The following is a 16,345-nucleotide window of genomic DNA, read 5'->3' on the forward strand; positions in this document are numbered from 1 at the left end:
ACTTGAACTTCCGACCTCACGCTTATCAAGCGCGCGCTCTAACCAACTGAGCTACAAGCCCCTAACGCATATCCAGTCAAGGACCAGGGATTCTGCAAGCTTGCAGCCCCAGCGCGTGTTCGTCCGCGAAGAAAGAGAAACGAAGACGGCGAAATCCCGCCAATGCAGCTCAACAATCCTGACGATTGTTGGCCACTGATGTTTCTAAAACGATCCGATAGTGAGCCGAAGCTCGCTGAAGGATCATCCTTAGAAAGGAGGTGATCCAGCCGCAGGTTCCCCTACGGCTACCTTGTTACGACTTCACCCCAGTCGCTGACCCTACCGTGGCCGGCTGCCTCCCTTGCGGGTTAGCGCACCGTCTTCAGGTAAAACCAACTCCCATGGTGTGACGGGCGGTGTGTACAAGGCCCGGGAACGTATTCACCGTGGCGTGCTGATCCACGATTACTAGCGATTCCAACTTCATGGGCTCGAGTTGCAGAGCCCAATCCGAACTGAGACGGCTTTTTGAGATTTGCGAAGGGTCGCCCCTTAGCATCCCATTGTCACCGCCATTGTAGCACGTGTGTAGCCCAGCCCGTAAGGGCCATGAGGACTTGACGTCATCCCCACCTTCCTCGCGGCTTATCACCGGCAGTCTCCTTAGAGTGCTCAACTAAATGGTAGCAACTAAGGACGGGGGTTGCGCTCGTTGCGGGACTTAACCCAACATCTCACGACACGAGCTGACGACAGCCATGCAGCACCTGTGTTCCAGGCTCCGAAGAGAAGGTCACATCTCTGCGACCGGTCCTGGACATGTCAAGGGCTGGTAAGGTTCTGCGCGTTGCGTCGAATTAAACCACATGCTCCACCGCTTGTGCGGGCCCCCGTCAATTCCTTTGAGTTTTAATCTTGCGACCGTACTCCCCAGGCGGAATGCTTAAAGCGTTAGCTGCGCCACTAGTGAGTAAACCCACTAACGGCTGGCATTCATCGTTTACGGCGTGGACTACCAGGGTATCTAATCCTGTTTGCTCCCCACGCTTTCGTGCCTCAGCGTCAGTATCGGGCCAGTGAGCCGCCTTCGCCACTGGTGTTCTTGCGAATATCTACGAATTTCACCTCTACACTCGCAGTTCCACTCACCTCTCCCGAACTCAAGATCTTCAGTATCAAAGGCAGTTCTGGAGTTGAGCTCCAGGATTTCACCCCTGACTTAAAGACCCGCCTACGCACCCTTTACGCCCAGTGATTCCGAGCAACGCTAGCCCCCTTCGTATTACCGCGGCTGCTGGCACGAAGTTAGCCGGGGCTTATTCTTGCGGTACCGTCATTATCTTCCCGCACAAAAGAGCTTTACAACCCTAGGGCCTTCATCACTCACGCGGCATGGCTGGATCAGGGTTGCCCCCATTGTCCAATATTCCCCACTGCTGCCTCCCGTAGGAGTTTGGGCCGTGTCTCAGTCCCAATGTGGCTGATCATCCTCTCAGACCAGCTACTGATCGTCGCCTTGGTAGGCCATTACCCTACCAACTAGCTAATCAGACGCGGGCCAATCTTTCGGCGATAAATCTTTCCCCGTAAGGGCTTATCCGGTATTAGCACAAGTTTCCCTGTGTTGTTCCGAACCAAAAGGTATGTTCCCACGCGTTACTCACCCGTCTGCCGCTGACGTATTGCTACGCCCGCTCGACTTGCATGTGTTAAGCCTGCCGCCAGCGTTCGCTCTGAGCCAGGATCAAACTCTCAAGTTGGACTTGAACTTTGAACCGGCTGATCACAACGTTTGACGAGGTCCCACCATTATCGACCGAAGTCGATGTGCTGCCTGCGATTCACATCGCTGGCAACGATGGTGTTTCCTTTGAAACGTGTACCGCCGAAGTCTTTCGTCCGGTCTCGACCAGAAAAGCCGAAGCTTCTCAGGAGCGAGACCCGCAAGGACTCCGCCGTCCACGTTTCTCTTTCTTCATCTTCACTTGTCAAACAGCCCGGAACCGGAGAGGTCCCAACCTTCCTGAGAGGAAGGGTTCCGACACCCTTACCGACGATGGATGAACTCCAACCGACTTGTGTCGGCTGTTGTGTCACTCAACAAGGTGAGGAGCATCAGTGGCGCGTCCGCTCGCCTTGGTCAGTGACCCGGCGGCGCCGCGCTCAGTGGTTGGGTTATAGGCCCCCCCGCCCGGGATTGTCAACGCCCATCGTCAACAAATCGTCGCACAGTGGATTGTCGTAAAAAATCGCGCGATTCCAGTCGGTTAGCGAGGCACCCAGCGCGCGGGTCGGGCCCGCCCGGCAAAAAATCTGAAAAAAAGTTTGGCTCCAGGTGGGCTCCGGAGGGGCTCGGAGGGGGCTCCCCGCGGACTCCCGGAGGCGGCCTGCGGCGCCCCTCCAAGGAGGCGCGTCGCGCCGGGCCGTTCAGGAAACTTTTTCCCTATTAGGCGCCGTACTAGAGCCACAATCCCGCGGCGTTCTGGTATGAGACAAGCTTGAATCGCAGGGACGCCAGTGGGGGCTGCCGGCGGTTTTCATGAGGTCAGAGGAAGGCATCTTGCAGATGACGCGGCCTTCCCCGGACGTTCGAGAGACATCGAGAGAGCTTTTTCCGCCCTTCTGTTCGTAATTTCGGCCGGCCCCTTCGTGGGGCTTTCTGAGCGCGGACATCTGTGCGGCTTGCCTTTTCCCGGCAATCCCCCTTCAAGAGGGCAGCCTGGGACGGGGTTCGAAGCGGGCTTCTTGGGTCGTTGATTGGGGGACTTGAGTGAACCACAGGACGTCACGCGGCGCTTACGGGCGTGAGACCGGGATCATCGATCTCGGCCACGAGCCGCCGCTGTCCGTCGATGGTTCCGAAGCCGCCGTGATCGACCGCCGCCGCGTCTCGGTACAATGGTTCAGCGGGACAATTCTGACCGGACTCTGCGGCGCAGCCCTGATCGGCGGCGCCGTTTTCGCATCTCTCGATGGCGAGATGACCTTCGCCAAGGTGCCGGAGCGGGTCGAAGGCGCGCTGCGCGGCGCATTCGGCGCAGCTGACCGCGCCGCCACGCTGCACAAGAGCGATCGCCTGCCGCCGCCGAACGAATCCACGGCGTCGCGCAACATCGTGCGCGTCTCCACCGTTGCCCGCGTCGGCAACCGCGACGTGATGCGGGTGCGCCCGTTCGTCCGGATCGCCGGCAATCTGTCGATGACGACGAGCGACCTGTCGGCGAAGATCCCGCCGTTCAACGCCCAGCGCCTGCTCACCGATGTCGGCTCCGATCCGAAGACGGCCTCCGACGATCCCAACAATCCGGAAGCGGTCGAGCCCGACGCCGAGGTCTCCTTCGTCACCAAGGACCTGTCGCCGGTGCTGCCGAAGGCCAAGATTTCCGCGGTGGTGGCGCTCGACGACATCCTGATGCGGGTGCGCGATGCCGCCAACTGGCGCGGCAATGGCGGGGTGCGCTACGCCGCGCTCGCCAATGCCGCCGCCGACGTCTCCGGCGCGACCGGCCCCTCCGACATGAAGATGGCCTACGCCACCGAGGCGTCGCCGTCCGATCCCTATGCCGGTTTCGAGACGCGCGTGGTGCCGGAAAACGTCACGCTGCTGCCGAAGACCAAGGAGCAGATCACCGGCGGCAATCCCAACGGCGAACGCGTCCACATGGTCAAGAAGGGCGACAGCGTCGGCTCCGTCCTGCGCGATCTCGGCGCCACGCCTGAGGAGATCAAGGCGATCACCGCGACGCTCGGCCCGCGCGGCCGCGACGGCGGCCTGAAGGAAGGCGAGAAGCTCCGCATCCTGATGGCGCCCGCAAGCCCCGGCGCCCGTTTGCAGCCCTATCGCGTCGTGGTTGCAAACGAGACCATGGTCGAGGCGATCGCGGCGCTGTCCGATCTCGGCAAGTATGTCGCGGTCGACGTCTCCAGCATGAACACCGTCGCCGACGCTGCGGCCAACGCCAGCAGCGACGACGATGACGACGATGACGGCACCGGCGTCAGGCTCTACCAGAGCATCTACGAAACCGCGATGCGCAACAAGGTCCCGATGCCTGTCATCGAGGACATGATCAAGATCTACTCCTACGACGTCGACTTCCAGCGCAAGGTGCAGCCGGGCGATTCCTTCGACGTGTTCTACGCCGGCGAAGACGAGGGCGTGACGTCGAGCGAAAAGAACGACGTGCTGTTCGCCTCCCTCACGGTCGGCGGCGAGACCAAGAAATACTACCGCTACCAGAGCCCCGACGACGGCGTCGTCGACTACTACGACGAGACCGGCAAGAGCGCGAAGAAGTTCCTGGTCAGGAAACCGGTCAACAACGCCATCATGCGCTCCGGCTTCGGCGGCCGCCGCCATCCGATCCTGGGCTATGTGAAGATGCACACCGGCGTCGACTGGGCCACCGCCTACGGCACGCCGATCTTCGCCTCCGGCAACGGCGTGATCGAGAAGGCCGGCCCCGAGGGCGGCTACGGCAAATACATCCGCATCAAGCATTCCAACGGCTACGAGACCGCCTACGGCCACATGTCGGCCTTTGCCAAGGGCATGGAGCTCGGCAAGAAGGTGCGGCAGGGCCAGGTGATCGGCTTCGTCGGCTCGACCGGCCAGTCGACAGGTCCGCACGTCCACTACGAGATCCTCGTCAACGGCCGCTTCGTCGACCCGCTGCGCGTGAAGCTGCCGCGCGGCCGTTCGCTGGAAGGCGCGGTTCTGGCGGGCTTCGAGAAGGAGCGCGACCGGCTCGACGGCATGATGAGCGGCCGTGGCGGCGCCATCGCCCGCATGTCGGATGCGACGGGCGGACCGTTGCAGGTCACCAACCGGTAAGCCGACAACCCTCCGACGCCAGCCGGACATCTTCAGACACGATTGAACGGGACGCTGCGAAACAGCGGCCGATTCATTGCGTCACAACGTCAAGTTTCGTTTGCCAAAGCCGTATGACGGGCGAATACTTTCCAAAAAAGGGAGGTCTCGCCATGAAGAACAGGCTCGCCTGCGCGGCCCTGATTGTCGCGGTTTTCTCCATCACGAGCGCGTCCGCAGAAAACTGGGAGGTGACCAAGCTCGTTCCGGGCTCGGCGTTCCATGGCGTGCACGGGCTTGCGATCGACAAGGCCGGCCATCTGTTTGCCGGCAGCGTCGCCGGCGCGGCGCTTTACGAGGTCGACATATCGGGCGGTACCGCCAAGGTTGCAATCCCCGCGCCCCTTGGAATGGCCGACGACATCGCGTTCGCGCCCGACGGCACCATGGCCTGGACCGGCTTCCTGGCCGGCGATCTCTATGCGCGCAAGGGCGACGGCCCGATCAGGAAGCTCGCGAGCGGGCTTCCCGGAATCAACTCACTCGCCTTCCGCAAGGACGGCAGACTGTACGCCACCACCGTTTTCCTCGGCGATACGCTCTATGAAATCGACGTCGAGGGCGTCAAACCGCCGCGCCAGATCATGGAGAAGATGGGCGGCCTCAACGGCTTCGAATTCGGTCCCGACGACAAGCTCTACGGTCCGCTCTGGTTCAAGGGACAGGTTGCGAAAGTCGACGTCGACAAGGCCGAGCTGACCGTCGTCGCCGACGGTTTCAAGGTCCCGGCCGCGGTGAACTTCGATTCCAGGGGCAACCTCTGGGTGGTCGACACCGCACTCGGCCAGCTCGTTAGGGTCGATCCCAAGTCGGGCACCAAAACCATGGTCGCGCAACTGAAGCCGTCGCTCGACAATCTCGCGATCGACGACAAGGATCGAATCTACGTCTCCAACATGGCCGACAACGGCATCCAGGAGGTCGACCCGGCGACCGGCCAAGCCAAACAAATCATCATCGGCAAGCTCGCTCTGCCCGGCGGCATCGGCGTCACATCGGACGACGGCAAGGATACGATCCACGTCGCCGACGTGTTCGCCTATCGCACGGTGAACGGGGCGACCGGCGAGGTCACCGAGAAGGCGCGCATGCACGCCGCCGGCACCACGCTCGAATATCCGATGAGCGCGACGGCAAGGGGCAACGACGTGGTCCTGTCGAGCTGGTTCACCGGCACGGTGCAGGTGATCGACGGCAAGACCGGCGCCACACGCGACATGCTGCACGGCTTCAAGGCGCCGCATGACGCGATCGTGCTCGCGGAGGGCAGCATTTTGGTGGCCGAACTCGGCACCAAGTCGCTGGTCCGCGTCAGCGGCGAGCACGGCAAGGATCGCACCACGCTGATCGGCAACCTCGAAGGCCCGGTCGGGCTCGTCGTCGGATCGCGCGGCGAGGTCTATGTCACCGAAGCCTTTTCGGGCCTCCTCTCCATGATCGAGAGCAACGGCGAAAAGACCGTGCTCGCCAAGGAGCTGAAAATGCCCGAGGGCATCGCACGCACCGGCGACGGCAAGCTGATCGTCGCGGAGGTCGGCGCCAAGCGCCTGATCGAGATCGCGCCGGAGAGCGGTGAGGTCAGGGAGATTGCGGCCAATCTTCCGATCGGCCTCATGGGTGCGCCCGGCGGCCTGCCGACGCATATTCCGACAGGCGTGGCGGTCGGAGCGAGCGGAGTGATCTATTTCAGCTCGGACATCGAGAACGCGATCTACAAGGTGGTGAGGAAGTAGGCGACGCCAGCGGAATCTGGCTGCGAGGGAGCCGGTCCCGCCGGCTCCCGGTCAGAGGCTAACGGGACCGACCAGCAAGAGGATCGCTCCACGAGCGCGCGTCTTACGCAACGATGTCGTCAAGACCGTGGACCGGGCCGACGACGTCACCATTGCCCAGATCATTGGGACCGGCGCGACCATCGAGGAACTCACTGAGGCCCAGACCTGGCTCGCCAATGATGAGTCGATGCTCACGATTTGCGACCACTGGCGCGGGGACGGGCGCGCGAGGAGCCCGGTCCAGCCGCGGGCTCCGCGCCCGCAGCGATTTGAGGCGGTCAGCATGCCGGATGAATTCTGTCGAGCCGTACTCACCAGTGCCGTGCCGAACCCGGTCAACGGCCGTTCCGCGGCGCCACTCGACGGCGCTGCGGACCCCGAACGTTGAATCGTCAGGTAACCTTGGTCGTTTGATGCTTCGGTGTGCCGGGTGGAACGATGATCTTCGCAATCTGTGGCTGCGTGACCGACGCAGGCCACCAGTAACCTCTGAGCTGGTTCTTCGTCAGAGGCTCAATCTGGACCATATCGTCCTCGTTGCCGCCCAGCACGTAGACCGATTCAGACGTTTCACCGCGATAGAATCCCACGTGCCCTAGTCCCGACCGTGGGCTCTTGCGCCAGAACACTACGACCGCTCCCAGCGCTGGCCCATCAAGCTGCTTGAAATCGGGGCTGCTGCGAAAAGACTGAGATGATGCCGATTTGGTGCCCGTGACAGCAGGCTGACACAGCGCAAACATCGCATTCACAAATATTGCGCACCATGGGTCATGATCGCTGCCGCACTGGGCCAACTGGCGGTAGCGAGCTATCACCGCTCCGCTGTTATTCCCCTCTTCACGCGTCCCGATTTCTCCCATCGCCAACGCATACCATTCCGGTGCGACCCCAGCGCCCGTCGGCGGGGCCGGCGAAACCGGACGTTCGGTGGCCTCACCGATTTCTGTAAGCGGTGGTGGTGCAGAATCGGGATCGTCGAAGACAGCTTTAACGGCCGGTTCGAGCAATGGCGCCGTCGCACCCAGCGCCTGCTGGAGGTTTTCGTCGAACTTCTTCGGTGGGGTGTCGGGCCATTGTTGCAGATAGAGTTCCTTCACGCTCGGATTACGACCTTTGATCGAAACGAAAGTATCGAAAGCACGGTGAGCCATCAGGCCGAATACCGCACACTGCCGGATCGCGCTGCCGATCTGTTCAGGCGTGAAATGAACATCGAATTCTTCATTGTCCCGGTTGGCATTCCATTGGCTTTGCCGCAACTGGAAGGGCCCAATTTGGCCGTCAGCACTCTCATCCGATATGCCCGACCGGTACTGCGCGACGGTCAGCATATAGTGAGGGTGCATGCCGAAAAATGTACCTTGGCGAACACATTCCTGAGCGAACATCGCGCGATCAATGACCATGGCAGGACCATCCGTAAGAACGTTTCAGTTGACGCCGAACTCACGTTTCCAAAGCTCGACCTGCTTGATTCTGTCGGGCAGCCCGTTGATCTTTTCGGGGGACGTGGTCGGATGACCAAGGTTGACGCGGGCCGAGACCTGCACGACGTTGTCGCTATCGCACTCCTGCAGGCAACCAAGCTTCACGAACTCGGTCGCGGCAATGCGAAGCATGTTGTTTGGATCGATCGCCAGATCCGGATTCGCGATCAGATTAAGGCCGCAGCTCTTGCCGATCGCATTATAGCTGTCACGGCCGGTGAGCTGGAGCCCTCCGCGCCCACGGAAGTCGAATCCGTCATTGGAGCCCGTACGATTACCCATGCGTCCATTGTACACCTTGTTGCCGAACGCCCTCTCGTCGTTGACGAAGCCCTGGGTCGAGGCGAGCGTCGGAAAACGCTTTGGAAAAACTTTCATCATTCTCTGGGCGCTGTAGTTCAATTTCTCCACCATCTCGGTGCCACTGCCGCACTCCTGGCTGATTTGCCCCATGAAGTGGGTCATCCGAAGTGGCGTGTTGATCCCCAGCTGTTCGAGCACATCGGCAGTGTTCGCCATGCCCTGAATGAGATCGACGTCCGCTCTAGGCCAACGTCTCTTCAGCATCGCCAGCGTCAACATCGAACTGCTTCCCCCGTTTTCCAGGGGAACATCGGGAAGCGGATCGGAACTGAACTCCTGGACCGGCTCCGCAACGGGCTGATCCGACCTCGCAATCGGCGCTGTCGACTTCGGATCGCCCAGCACGGCCTGCGCCGCAGGCTCGATTAGAGCGGCGGTGTCGTCCAGTGCCTTCTGGAGACCTGTCGCAACGCCATCGGGCCACTGTTGCAGATAGAGCTCCTGAGCGGACGGTGCGCGGCCGTTAGTTTCCTCGAATAAATCGAACGCGCGTAGCGCCATCAACCCGAACACTGCACACTGTCGCGTCGAACTGTGAATCTGCTCTGGCGTGAAATGGACGTCAAACAGACCATCATTGCTGTTTGCGTTCCATTCCGCCTGCGTCAACCGAAACGGGCCGATCCGTGCGCCCTCAGCCTCGTCCGAAATATTTGATCGAAGTTGCGCGACGCCCAGAAGGTAATGCGGTTGAACCGTGAAGAACACGCCCTGCCGGACACATTCTTCAGCGAATAGCGCACGATCGATCGTCATGGATCACCTGATGATCAAACAAGAAATCGGGCAAACAAGGCAATGCGAACATCTTCGTTCGTCTGCAACTACTGAAGTTCAGGGGCATTTCACTTTGCCTTGAGAACTCAGCTCTCTCAGATCGGTGAAGTTGCCAGTGTTGATCCGGTTGGTAACTGTCAGGCCATTGTTCTTCAGTACAGAAGCCAACTTTTTCCGCGCCAGCGAACCTTCGCCGCCGAGATCTGTCTCCGTGTCTGGTCGGCACAGGATGCTCAACGCCGTTCTCATGTCGGGACCCTTCATATCTTCCTCGAACTTCCCAAGGCGCGTCGGTCCTGTCACTCGCGCCGCTCGAACACGATCCATCGGCTTATTGACATCCTGAATTGCCACAACACGCGCGACCGTCGGTGGGCGCGTCAGCAGCGGCTCGGAGCGAAGTCCCTCCGCGCCACCGCGGCTGTAGACTGTCATCGTATTGTTGATGCTCATCTCTATCGAGAACGGCATGCAGATGCGCAGATAATTGCGTAGGATATAGATCGCAGCCGGCCTATTATCGATGGGCGTCTGCGCGACCTTAACTCGGAACTGATTCTGATTGTCGAGCACGACAGCTTGCACGACAGAGTGATCGATCTCCGTCAGCAGCCTGGAATTGATATTGACGAACGTATCCTGGGCAAATCCAAACGCGGCCGCCACGATAGCTATTGGCACGGCATCTACGCCCGTAAGCCCCATGATAGCAGCGGTCGTCGCAGCTGTCGTATGAAGCTGCTTGAGAACGGGCTCTCGCCAGCGCCGCTTGTTGTCAAGCCAAGCTAGATAGGCGTCGCATCGCCTATCAATGTCATTCATTCCGGCTTGAACAAAGGCCATCCATTCTGATGGCCTCATGCCCACTTCCTCGCAAAAGAGGAAGTCGCCATCGCGCAAGACCCTTAGCCCGGCTTGACGACACACCTCGCCGATGTAGACGTCTTGCAGACGGCTCACCTCGGACAGATCGGTAGTCGCCAGGTTGGTACCGATACCCTCTCGCACAAGTGTAAGATCGTTGCAGGCCGTGAGTGACAGCGCCAGCGCAACGCAACTCGCAACGATACCCGTACGCATCGCACGCCCCCAAAAATTCCTTTCGGGTTATGGCGAGCGCCCCTGCCAGGAAGCACACTCTTACGCGAGCAATATCCGGCGTACGCGCCGTGCTTCGCCACAATCCCTTAAATATCTATTAGGGATTGTGGCGGCCCTCGGCCGAATTGTTCAAGAAGATTCATGCACGCTCCAAGAGAAAGCGCACAGCGTGTTCTATTTATATCACACCTCTCCTGCGTGCGTCGCAGTGAGGCAGCCGGTGGTTGTGCTACTCGGCGTGTGTAGAGTGCAGCGCCCGGCCGCCTCGTCGCCTGAGGCACATGGCTCGCGGCACGGCACAAAAAAAACCTCCCCGCATTTGCGGGGAGGTTTGAGCAGGTTCAGTAGGTTGGTTCGCGCCCCTCAGTTCAGCTTCCGCTTCGACACCGGCGTTTCGAACTGGGTGATCTCGGCGGTCTGCGGCGCCTTGCCGTTGAAGGTCAGCACGTTGCCTTCGGAAGAGATCGCGACGCTGTCGCCGTCCCTGACGTCGCCGGCCAGGATCATCTCGGCGAGCGGATCCTGGAGGTAGCGCTGGATCACCCGCTTGAGCGGCCGTGCGCCGTAGGCGGGGTCCCAGCCCTTGGCGGCGAGCCAGTCGCGGCCCGCGGCATCGAGCGTCAGCGCGATCTTGCGATCGGTCAGGAGCTTCTGCAGCCGCGCGAACTGGATCTCGACGATCCGGCCCATCTCGCTCCGCTGCAGGCGGTGGAACAGGATGATCTCGTCGACGCGGTTGAGGAATTCGGGGCGGAAATGTCCCCGCACCATTCCCATCACCTGGTCACGCACGGCCGAGGTGTCCTCGCCCTCCGGCTGGTTCACCAGGAACTCCGAACCGAGGTTCGAGGTCATGATGATCAGCGTGTTGCGGAAGTCGACGGTGCGGCCCTGGCCATCGGTCAGGCGGCCGTCGTCGAGCACCTGCAACAGGACGTTGAAGACATCCGGATGCGCCTTCTCGATCTCGTCGAACAGCACCACCTGATAGGGCCGGCGCCGCACCGCTTCGGTGAGTGCGCCACCCTCGTCATAGCCGACATAGCCCGGAGGCGCGCCGATCAGCCGCGAGACCGAGTGCTTCTCCATGTATTCGGACATGTCGAGGCGGACCATCGCGGTCTCGTCGTTGAAAAGATACTCGGCGAGCGCCTTGGTCAGCTCGGTCTTGCCGACGCCGGTGGGGCCTAAGAACATGAACGAGCCGGTCGGGCGGTTCGGGTCCTGCAGGCCGGCGCGCGAGCGGCGCACGGCGGTTGCGACCGCACGCACGGCCTCGGCCTGGCCGACGACGCGGGTGCCGAGCTGCTCCTCCATCTTCAGGAGCTTCTCCTTCTCGCCCTCCAGCATCTTGTCGACCGGCACGCCGGTCCAGCGCGAGACCACCTGCGCGATGTGATTGGCAGTGACCGCCTCCTCCATCATCTCGCCGGACCCTTCACGCGCCTCGATGTCGGCCAGCTGCTTCTCGAGCTGCGGAATCCGGCCATAGGCCAGCTCGCCCGCCTTCTGGAACTCGCCGCGCCGCTGCGCGTCCGCGAGGTCGACGCGCAAGCCGTCGAGCTCGGACTTCAGCTTCTGGGCGTTGGAGAGCTTGTTCTTCTCCGCACTCCAGCGCGACGTCAGGGCCGCAGATTTCTCCTCGAGCTCGGCGAGCTCCTTCTGCAGCGTCTCAAGACGGGTCTTGGAGCCGAGATCGCTTTCCTTCTTCAGGGCTTCCTGCTCGATCTTGAGCCGGATGATCTCGCGGTCCAGCGAATCCAACTCTTCCGGCTTGGAATCGACCTGCATCTTCAGCCGCGCAGCCGCCTCGTCCATGAGGTCGATCGCCTTGTCGGGCAGGAAGCGGTCGGTGATGTAGCGGTTGGACAGCGTCGTCGCGGCCACGAGCGCGGAATCGGTGATCCGCACGCCGTGGTGCTGCTCGTACTTGTCCTTCAGGCCGCGCAGAATGGAGATCGTATCCTCGACCGAGGGCTCGCTGACGAAGATCGGCTGGAAGCGCCGCGCCAGTGCGGCGTCCTTCTCGACGTGCTTCTGATACTCGTCGAGCGTGGTCGCGCCGATGCAGTGCAGCTCGCCGCGGGCGAGCGCGGGCTTGAGCAGGTTGGAGGCGTCCATCGCGCCGTCGCCCTTGCCGGCGCCGATCAGCGTGTGCATCTCGTCGATGAACAGGACGAAATTTCCCTCGCTCGCAGTCACCTCCTGGAGCACGGATTTCAGCCGCTCCTCGAACTCGCCGCGGTATTTTGCACCCGCAATCAGCGCGCCCAAGTCGAGCGAGAGCAGCTTCTTGTCCTTGAGGCTCTCCGGCACGTCACCGTTGACGATGCGCAGCGCGAGCCCTTCCGCGATGGCGGTCTTGCCGACGCCGGGCTCGCCGATCAGGACGGGATTGTTCTTGGTCCGGCGCGACAGCACCTGGATGGTGCGGCGGATCTCCTCGTCGCGGCCGATGACCGGGTCGAGCTTGCCGTCGCGCGCCGCCTGGGTCAGGTCGCGGGCATATTTTTTCAGCGCGTCATAGGCGTTCTCGGCGGTCGCAGAGTCCGCAGTGCGGCCCTTGCGCAGCGCCTCGATCGCCGCGTTGAGATTTTGCGGGGTGACGCCGCCCTTGCTGAGGATCGCGCCAGCCTCGCTGGTCTTCTCCAGCGTGAGGCCGAGCAGCAGCCGCTCCACGGTGACGAAACTGTCGCCGGCCTTCTCGCCGGCCTTCTCAGCCGCGTCGAAGGTGCGGGCGAGCTCGGGCGCCAGATAGATCTGGCCGGCGCCGCCGCCACTGACCTTCGGCACCTTGCCGAGGGCGTCCTCGGTCGCCTTCAGAATTGCACGGGAATTGCCCCCGGCGCGGTCGATCAGACCGGCGGCGAGGCCCTCATTGTCGTCCAGCAGGACCTTCAGCACATGCAGCGTGGAAAACTGCTGGTGCCCCTCGCGCACCGCAAGCGACTGCGCGGACTGGATGAAGCCCCTGGAGCGTTCGGTATATTTGTCGATATTCATGTCTTTTCTGTCCCTCGGCCTGCCCCCGGAGCCCTCTAAGGCACTCCAGACGGCATCTTCATTGGGTTTCCGCTGCCTGCGTTGACGTTCCTCAACCGGCAACGGTCGTTATCAGCCGGCGCTGGCGCCGGCCTGACCCAAATGTGGGAAGGAGCCCCTCGGATCGGAAGAGGCCAGTTCACAATTTCGTGCACTGATGGGCGGGTTGGCGCCGGGAGGTCGAATCCCGCTAAGTAGCGGCATGACAGTCAGCCAGACCGCCGAGATCATCGGCCTTTACCGTTATCCGATCAAGGGCCTCACGCCGGAGCGCCTGCCCCGCGTCCCCTTGCGGCGGGGGGAGACCCTGCCCGCCGACCGCCGCTACGCCGTCGAGAACGGCCCAAGCGGATTCGATCCGGATGCGCCCGAGTGGAAGCCGAAAATCCAGTTTCTGATGCTGGCGCGCAATGAGCGGCTGGCCAGCCTCGACAGCCGGTTCGAGGACGCGACCAACCGCCTGACCATCCGCAAGGACGGCCAGATCGTCGCCAGCGGCGATCTCGAGACCGCCGCCGGGCGCGCCGCCATCGAGGCCTACTTCCGTGAAAACTTCCAGCCGGAGCTGAAGGGTCCGCCAAAAGTCCTGTCCGGCCGCGACCACAGCTTTTCCGACGTCGCCCGCAAGGTCGTGTCCATCATCAATCTCGGCAGCGTCCGTGCGATCGAGGAGATGCTCGGTGGCGCCGCCGTGAATCCGCTGCGCTTCCGCGCCAATCTCTACGTGAAGGGCTGGCCGGCCTGGTCCGAGCTCGATCTCGTCGGCCAGACGCTCGCGATCGGGCAGGCCCGGCTGAAGGTGGTCAAGCGCATCGTTCGCTGCCCGGCCACCAACGTCAATCCCGAGACCGCGAACCGCGATCTCGAGATACCGCCGACGCTTTCGCGCCATCTCGGCCACATGGATTGCGGCATCTATGCCGAGGTCATCGCCGATGGCGAGATCGGTATCGGCGATGCGGTTGCGGTGGAAGAGCCGAGACTGGTGTGAACTGGCCCCGCTGCCGTAGGGTGGGCAAAGCGTAAGCGTGCCCACCATTCCCGTTCTCGTGCGTTGACGCGCCGCCGGTGGGCACGGCGCTTCGCGCCTTTGCCCACCCTACGGCTCCGTCGTTAGTTCGGCATCACATACGCATAGATGCGGCCGCGCGAGATTGGCGCTTCACGGACGCGATTGCCGTTGTTGCCGGAGATCATGATCGGATTGCCCTGCGCATCGACGCCGGTGATGATGCCGACGTGACCGCCCCGACCGCCGCGCGACATCACCGCGATGGCACCGACCTGCGGACCGGAGACACGCGTGCCGTAACGCGCGAACGAGCTCGCCATGTCGGATCCGGTGCCCTGATGGCCGGTGTGCTGCAGCACCATGTTCATGAAGCGCGCGCACCACAGGCTGCCGCGCCCGGTCGGATTGCCGCCGATATAACGGCGCGCCTCGGACACGAGGCCCGATCCGCCACCGAAGCCGCCACCATTGGCCATTGCAGTGTTGGCCATGCCGTTATGGGCCATGCCGCCGCTGTTGGCGTTCGGATCATAGCTCGCCTGGGTGTCGGCGAAGCCGCTCGCCTGCAACTGCGCCGCGCTGCGCTCGAAGCGAGAGCTGCGTGCATGGTGCCGGTAATGATGATGTCTGGCGTGGTGCACGTAAGCGTGCCGCTCTGCGCTATGACGATGATGCGGCCGCGCTGAGGCCGGAGAAACGAAAGCGGCGACCGCCGCGAAGAAAACCGCCAGCGCGATGACACAACGCGACAGGCGAGACGCAAACAACTCAAACATTCTTCATCCTTCGTTGACACCCCCACTTCCAATCGGCCCGTGCGGTGGCCGACATCCGTCTGGCCGTTAAGCCGCCCGATGTGGCGAGAAAAAGACGCCGCGGCTGCGAATGGCTGCGATGATTTTGCGCCGGTGCTGGTCCGATGCTGCCGCATTGCGGACAACAACATTAACTGCGATCCTGCAAAGGCGGCTTGAAGAGAGGGAAACAGTTAATGCCCCACGCCACGACCAGGGACGACGTCCGCATCTATTTCGAAGAGGCGGGCCAGGGATCGCCGATTATTTTTCTGCACGAGTTCGCGGCCGACTACAGCAATTGGGAGCCGCAGATGCGCTACTTCTCGCGCGGCCATCGCTGCATCACTTATTCCGCGCGCGGCTACACGCCGTCCGACGTGCCCGATGGCGAGGTCTACACCTACAAACACTTCTACACCGACGCGCTCGCGGTGCTCGATCATCTCGAGATCGCGCGCGCGCATCTCGTGGGATTGTCGATGGGGGCCTATTCGTCGCTCCAGATCGGATTGAACGCTCCGCAGCGTGCGCTGTCGATGACGCTGGCCGGTGTCGGCTCCGGCTCGGAGATCGAGAACCTGGAGGCCTGGCGCAAGCAATGCCGCGCCAATGCCGAGCAGTTCGAGACGCTGGGCTCTGCCGAGGTCGCCAAGGTCACGCGCGAGGCGCCGAGCCGGATTCCCTTCCTGGTGAAGGATCCGCGCGGCCACGCCGATTTCTACGCCGCGCTGGCGCGGCACGACGCCAGGGGTTCGGCCAATACGATGCGCGGCTTCCAGGGCGGCCGGCCCTCGCTCTACACGCTGACGGATGCGATCAAGAAGGTGTCAACGCCCGCGCTGATCATCTGCGGCGACGAGGACGATCCCTGTGTCGGGGCGAGCCTATTCCTGAAGAAGCATCTGCCCGCGGCCGGGCTCGCGATGTTTCCGAAATCCGGCCACGTGCTGAATCTCGAAGAGCCCGCGCTGTTCAACGCGAGCGTGGAGCGGTTCGTCGCGCTGGTGGAAGCGGGAAGATGGCCGGTGCGCGATCCGCGGTCGCTGGCGGCGCATTGATCTGGCCGTCATTCCGGGGTGCTCGAAGAGCGAACCCGGAATCTCGAGATTCTCAGGTGCGCAATTGCGCACCAT

10 protein-coding genes, 1 tRNA gene and 1 rRNA gene (1 of these 12 running past the window's edge) are annotated in these 16,345 nt (G+C 62.2%); 5 read left to right on the top strand and 7 right to left on the bottom strand.

Going from position 1 to position 16,345, the window contains the following annotated elements; genetic code table 11:
- Together RAD15_RS28155 and RAD15_RS28160 are read right to left on the bottom strand one after the other, a co-directional pair.
- Positions 1 to 61: transfer RNA gene (locus tag RAD15_RS28155), tRNA-Ile, on the bottom strand; it reaches 16 nt to the left of the window's first position.
- A 192-nt stretch (positions 62 to 253) separates the two neighbouring features.
- Positions 254 to 1,742: ribosomal RNA gene (locus RAD15_RS28160) — 16S ribosomal RNA — on the bottom strand.
- A 1,010-nt stretch (positions 1,743 to 2,752) separates the two neighbouring features.
- Between RAD15_RS28160 and RAD15_RS28165 the strand changes: the two genes are divergently transcribed.
- The 3 genes from RAD15_RS28165 (at position 2,753) to RAD15_RS28175 (ending at position 7,018) form a co-directional block, all read left to right on the top strand.
- A complete protein-coding gene (locus RAD15_RS28165; RefSeq protein WP_458181472.1) occupies positions 2,753 to 4,816 on the top strand; it encodes a M23 family metallopeptidase in 2,064 nt (687 codons plus the stop codon).
- A 152-nt stretch (positions 4,817 to 4,968) separates the two neighbouring features.
- Entirely contained in the window at positions 4,969 to 6,588 is a 1,620-nt protein-coding gene (locus tag RAD15_RS28170; RefSeq protein WP_458181473.1) for a hypothetical protein, read from the top strand.
- Between the two features lie 127 nt (positions 6,589 to 6,715).
- Positions 6,716 to 7,018, top strand: a complete 303-nt coding sequence (locus RAD15_RS28175) for a hypothetical protein (protein WP_458181474.1) — start codon at positions 6,716 to 6,718, stop codon at positions 7,016 to 7,018.
- 4 nt (positions 7,019 to 7,022) lie between these two features.
- Here the strand turns inward: RAD15_RS28175 and RAD15_RS28180 are convergent, their stop codons facing one another.
- The 4 genes from RAD15_RS28180 to clpB form a co-directional block, all read right to left on the bottom strand.
- Complete coding sequence (locus tag RAD15_RS28180; RefSeq protein ID WP_458181475.1) at positions 7,023 to 8,039, bottom strand: hypothetical protein; 1,017 nt, start codon at positions 8,037 to 8,039, stop codon at positions 7,023 to 7,025.
- Between the two features lie 24 nt (positions 8,040 to 8,063).
- Positions 8,064 to 9,239, bottom strand: coding sequence for a glycoside hydrolase family 19 protein (locus RAD15_RS28185; RefSeq protein WP_458181476.1), 1,176 nt, complete (start codon positions 9,237 to 9,239; stop codon positions 8,064 to 8,066).
- A 78-nt stretch (positions 9,240 to 9,317) separates the two neighbouring features.
- Complete coding sequence (locus RAD15_RS28190) at positions 9,318 to 10,340, bottom strand: hypothetical protein (protein WP_458181477.1); 1,023 nt, start codon at positions 10,338 to 10,340, stop codon at positions 9,318 to 9,320.
- A 384-nt stretch (positions 10,341 to 10,724) separates the two neighbouring features.
- Positions 10,725 to 13,364, bottom strand: coding sequence for an ATP-dependent chaperone ClpB (gene clpB, locus RAD15_RS28195; protein ID WP_458181478.1), 2,640 nt, complete (start codon positions 13,362 to 13,364; stop codon positions 10,725 to 10,727).
- Positions 13,365 to 13,605: 241 nt separating this feature from the next.
- Between clpB and RAD15_RS28200 the strand changes: the two genes are divergently transcribed.
- On the top strand, positions 13,606 to 14,394 hold the full coding sequence (locus tag RAD15_RS28200; protein ID WP_458181479.1) for an MOSC domain-containing protein: 789 nt from the start codon (positions 13,606 to 13,608) through the stop codon (positions 14,392 to 14,394).
- 122 nt (positions 14,395 to 14,516) lie between these two features.
- Here the strand turns inward: RAD15_RS28200 and RAD15_RS28205 are convergent, their stop codons facing one another.
- Positions 14,517 to 15,191: an NlpC/P60 family protein gene (locus RAD15_RS28205; RefSeq protein WP_458181480.1), complete on the bottom strand. Its 675-nt coding sequence runs from the start codon at positions 15,189 to 15,191 to the stop codon at positions 14,517 to 14,519.
- Positions 15,192 to 15,406: 215 nt separating this feature from the next.
- Here RAD15_RS28205 and RAD15_RS28210 point away from each other — a divergent pair, with 215 nt between their 5' ends.
- Positions 15,407 to 16,270, top strand: a complete 864-nt coding sequence (locus RAD15_RS28210) for an alpha/beta fold hydrolase (protein WP_458181481.1) — start codon at positions 15,407 to 15,409, stop codon at positions 16,268 to 16,270.
- Positions 16,271 to 16,345: the final 75 nt, after the last annotated feature.

This window comes from Bradyrhizobium sp. 14AA, from assembly GCF_054185205.1.

Bases quoted from the DNA above. Each gene is read 5' to 3' on its own strand.
- RAD15_RS28170 (WP_458181473.1), top strand. From the start codon at position 4,969: ATGAAGAACAGGCTCGCCTGCGCGGCCCTGATTGTCGCGGTTTTCTCC.
- RAD15_RS28180 (WP_458181475.1), bottom strand. From the start codon at position 8,039: ATGGTCATTGATCGCGCGATGTTCGCTCAGGAATGTGTTCGCCAAGGT.
- RAD15_RS28185 (WP_458181476.1), bottom strand. From the start codon at position 9,239: ATGACGATCGATCGTGCGCTATTCGCTGAAGAATGTGTCCGGCAGGGC.
- RAD15_RS28190 (WP_458181477.1), bottom strand. From the start codon at position 10,340: ATGCGTACGGGTATCGTTGCGAGTTGCGTTGCGCTGGCGCTGTCACTC.
- clpB (WP_458181478.1), bottom strand. From the start codon at position 13,364: ATGAATATCGACAAATATACCGAACGCTCCAGGGGCTTCATCCAGTCC.
- RAD15_RS28200 (WP_458181479.1), top strand. From the start codon at position 13,606: ATGACAGTCAGCCAGACCGCCGAGATCATCGGCCTTTACCGTTATCCG.
- RAD15_RS28205 (WP_458181480.1), bottom strand. From the start codon at position 15,191: ATGTTTGAGTTGTTTGCGTCTCGCCTGTCGCGTTGTGTCATCGCGCTG.
- RAD15_RS28210 (WP_458181481.1), top strand. From the start codon at position 15,407: ATGCCCCACGCCACGACCAGGGACGACGTCCGCATCTATTTCGAAGAG.